Source organism: Streptomyces sp. UNOC14_S4, from assembly GCF_020740835.1.
GTDB lineage: Bacteria > Actinomycetota > Actinomycetes > Streptomycetales > Streptomycetaceae > Streptomyces.
On record NZ_JAINFC010000648.1, the window covers coordinates 1 to 3630 of the forward strand.

4 protein-coding genes are annotated in these 3630 nt (G+C 72.8%); 3 read left to right on the plus strand and 1 reads right to left on the minus strand.

The genetic code is table 11. The features are described 5' to 3' along the window. Together K6I34_RS33660 and K6I34_RS33665 are read left to right on the plus strand one after the other, a co-directional pair. Nucleotides 1-823 (plus strand): phosphopantetheine-binding protein (locus tag K6I34_RS33660; protein WP_229331838.1); only part of this gene is annotated, 823 nt, incomplete at its 5' end. A 159-nt stretch (nt 824-982) separates the two neighbouring features. Further along, nucleotides 983-1612, plus strand: coding sequence for a TetR/AcrR family transcriptional regulator (locus K6I34_RS33665; protein WP_229331839.1), 630 nt, complete (start codon nt 983-985; stop codon nt 1610-1612). Between the two features lie 94 nt (nt 1613-1706). Here K6I34_RS33665 and K6I34_RS33670 read toward each other — a convergent pair whose 3' ends face one another. Continuing rightward, a complete protein-coding gene (locus K6I34_RS33670) occupies nt 1707-2105 on the minus strand; it encodes a helix-turn-helix transcriptional regulator (protein ID WP_229331840.1) in 399 nt (132 codons plus the stop codon). A gap of 55 nt (nt 2106-2160) precedes the next feature. Between K6I34_RS33670 and K6I34_RS33675 the strand changes: the two genes are divergently transcribed. Next, the gene (locus K6I34_RS33675) at nt 2161-3615 is read left to right on the plus strand and encodes an MFS transporter (RefSeq protein WP_229331841.1); all 1455 of its coding nucleotides are present in this window, start codon (nt 2161-2163) and stop codon (nt 3613-3615) included. Nucleotides 3616-3630 lie beyond the last annotated feature (15 nt).

The window sequence follows — 3630 nt, forward strand, 5'->3', positions numbered from 1 at the left end:
GCACCGCGCCGTCGTGGAGGTGCTGGGGGCGGGTCCGCGGCCCGTACGCTGGCTGAACGCCCGTGTGCGCGCCGCGGCCGGAGCTCCTGCCGCCGGGGTCCCCGGCATCGGGCGCGACGCCTCCGGGGAGTTGGAGGCGGCCCTCGCCGAGTGCGGGCACTTCGTCACCCCGGACGGCTTCCTCCGGCTGGCCGCCGCCCGCGGCTACGTCGTCGACGAGCCGTTCCACGGCATCCGGCAGCTGTGGCACAACGGCGACGGCGTGGCGGTCGCGCGGATCGGGGTGCCGGACGCCGGATATCCGGCCGTCCTGGAGACGGGCCTGCAACCACTGCTCACCGTCCTGCCCGCGGGGGTGTTCCTGCTGTCGTCGTTCGAGAGCGTGACCCTGTACGGGGTGCCCGAGGGAGAGCTGTGGAGCGTGGTGCGCTGTGCCCCGCAGGGCGGCTCCCGCGGCGTGCGCGCCGATGTCCTGCAGCTCGACGCCCAGGGGCGGCTTCTCGCCGAATTCCGGGGCGTCCGGCTGGACGGACCGGTCGGGTCCGCTCCCGCCGCGGAACCGGGCGCGGCACGGGAGTCCGTGTCTGTACAGGACGTGGTGCGGTACGCGGCCGAGGTGCTGGGCATCCCGGCCGGGCAACTCGACCCGCGCCGATCGCTGCTGGACTTCGGCCTCGACTCCCTGATGGCGACGACGCTGGTCAGGCAGTTGCGCGCCGACTTCGGACTGGAGGTCCCGCTGGAGAGGCTGATGGGGAACGAGGCGTTCGCGGCCCTTGCCGGGGAGGTGGTCGGCTCTCCACAGTCCGAAGTGGGACTGTGACACAGAGTTGACCTCTGATATAAGTCTTTTCACCCCAGGGCCGTCCAGGGGACATCCACGCGTGATCGAGCACGGGCAAGGGTGTGAGGTATGCCGCCTTTGTCCTGCTCTCGCACCGACGCCTGTCCGTTCGGCGGCCTCCGCCTTCTCGAACGGAGAATGATGATGGAGCGCCTCTCCCCCGGACCCGTGCGTCCCCCGGGCCGTCGGGAGCGGAACAAACAGAAGGTCCGTCAGCGCCTGTACACGTCGGCGCTCGCGCTGTTCACCGAGAACGGCTACGACCAGACGTCGATCGACGAGATCGCCGAGCTCGCCGACGTCGCCCGTGGCACCTTCTTCAACTACTTCCAGCGCAAGGAGGACCTCATCAGCGAATGGGGCCACGAGCGCCGGGCCAAGCTCCGCGAACGCCTGGCGGAGCCGGTGCCCGAGGTCCGCGAGACGACCGAGGTGCGGCTGCGGCGGTGCGTGGCCGCTCTCGCCGAGATCAACGAGGAGGAGCGCGGCACGACCAGCGCCATGCTCATGGCCTGGGTCAGGGCGGGGCGCCCGCTGCTGGAGGAGCCCTACGCCAGCGAGATATTCGCCGAGGTGATCGAGGCCGGGCTCGCGCACGGCGAGGTCTCGCCCGGGGTCTCCGCGCAGCAGGTCAGCAATGTCATGCGCGATGCGTATCTGGGGACCTTGTACCGGTGGGCGCAGGCGGATGAGGGTGGGCCGGCCTTGCAGGCCGAGCTGGACTCTGTGCTGGGGATCCTGCTGCATGGGATTCTTGCCCCTGCGTGAGCACTCCGTTGGGGGGCGGGCTGTTCGTCTGCGGGCCGGTGGGGGCTGGGCGCGCCCACGCGGCGGAGCCGCAAAATGTCACAGCCCCGCGCCCCTATGGGGCGCGGGTGTCCTCTGACAGGACGAGGGTCAGCAAGCCCGGGAACGCCGCGTCGAATTCGGTTCTGCGGAGTCTGTTCAGGCGGCGCGGGCCCTCGTCCCGTTGCTCGATCACGCCCGCCTGGCGGAGTACCGCGAAGTGGTGGCTGCGCGTCGCCTTGCTGACGGCCAGGTCGAAGGTGCCGCAGGCCTTGCTCCAGTCGGGCACCTGTCCCAACTCCCGTACGATCGCCCGCCGCACCGGATCGGCGAGGGCCGCGAGCGCGTCGTGCAGCGACACGTCCGCCGGGTGGGTGTGCGACAGGCCGCGGGCCCGCTGCGAGGCCGGGCGCTTCCCGACGGGCTTGTCCGGCAATGGACTTGACTCGGTGTTCGATGCAGGTCTTACATTCATGGTGATCGACCTCCGTCAAACACTGTAGCCAACCCAGGAAGCGCGGTGGTGCGTCATGCCCGGCCGCCAGATGTCACACCGGCACGCGGCGCCCAGCCGGCCACGTCCCGACAGCCCCGACAGCCCCGACAGCCCCGGTACGCTCGGCAGATCCTCCGGCGGACTGGCCCTGTTCGCCGTCTGCCTGGGCTTCTTCATGGTCCTGATGGACAGCAGTGCCCTCAATGTGGCGCTGCCCGACATCAGGGAGGACCTGACGGGAAGCCTGGCCGGCCTGGAATGGGTCCTGAACGGCTACACCATCACGCTGGCCGCGTTCCTGCTCAGCGGCGGCTCGGTCAGCGACCGCTGGGGGCCCCGGCGGGTCTTTGAGATCTCCCTGCTGGGTTTCGTCGTGACCTCGGCGGCCTGCGCGGTGAGCCCCGGCCTCGGCTTCCTGATCGCGGCCCGCGCGCTGCAGGGCATCACCGCGGGCGGGCTGCTGCCCGCCTCGCTCGCGGTGATCGCCCGCCTCTACACCGACCCCGCGCGGCGGGCCAAGGCCCTCACCGTGTGGGGCGGGGTGAGCTCCCTGGCCCTCGTGTTCGGCCCCGTGGCCGGCGGGGCGCTGACCACGGCCGTCGGATGGCGGGCGATCTTCCTGATCAACGTGCCCGTCGGGCTGCTGGCCTGGGCGCTGACCAGGGCGCGCGTGGCCCCGGCCCCCGGGCACGACGCGGCCCTGGACCCGGCCGGGCAGCTGCTCGCCGTCCTCGTCGTCGGCGCGGGCATCGGCGCGCTCATCGAGGGCGGCTCCCGGGGCTGGGGCGACCCGGTGACCCTGACCCTGCTCGTCGTCACCCTCGCCGCGGGCATCGCGTTCGGCCTGGTCGAACGGCGCGCCGCGGCACCGGTGCTGCCGCTGGGCCTGTTCGCCCGGCCGCGGTTCTCCTACGGCCTGGCCATCGGCGCGCTGTTCCAGTTCGGCGCGTACGGGGCGCAGTTCGCGCTCTCGCTGCACCTGCAGAACGCCTGGGGGCTCGACGCGCTCGGCGCCGGGCTGTCCTTCGTGCCGTTCGCCACGCTCTGGGCGTTCGCCTCCTTCGTCCTGGCCCGCGCGGTCACCCGTACGGGACCCCGGCCGCTGCTGATCGGCGGGGCGCTGGCGGCCGCGGCCGGTGCCTGCGCGCTCCTGCCGCTCGGCGGACACCCCACGTGGTGGGTGTTCTTCGCCGGCAGCGGCCTGCTCGGGCTGGGCGCCGGGCTGATGGGCCCGAGCCTGCCCGCCGTCGTCATGGGTGCCCTGCCGCCCGACCGGTCCGGCCTCGCCTCCGGCGCGCTCAACGCGCTGCGGCAGATCGGCGGAGCGGTGGCGATCGCCCTGTTCGGGGTGGTGCTGGAGGGCTCCTCCGCGGTCGGCGGGCTGCGGATCTGCCTGGCCCTCGTCGCCGGTGGCTTCCTGGTCGCCGTCGCCGCGGTCACCGTCAGCCTGCGTCCCGCCGCCACGGCCCCGCCCGCCCCCGCGTCCTGAAACCGACTCCCGGGC

Bases quoted from the DNA above. Each gene is read 5' to 3' on its own strand.
- K6I34_RS33665 (WP_229331839.1), top strand. From the start codon at position 983: ATGATGATGGAGCGCCTCTCCCCCGGACCCGTGCGTCCCCCGGGCCGT.
- K6I34_RS33670 (WP_229331840.1), bottom strand. From the start codon at position 2,105: ATGAATGTAAGACCTGCATCGAACACCGAGTCAAGTCCATTGCCGGAC.
- K6I34_RS33675 (WP_229331841.1), top strand. From the start codon at position 2,161: ATGCCCGGCCGCCAGATGTCACACCGGCACGCGGCGCCCAGCCGGCCA.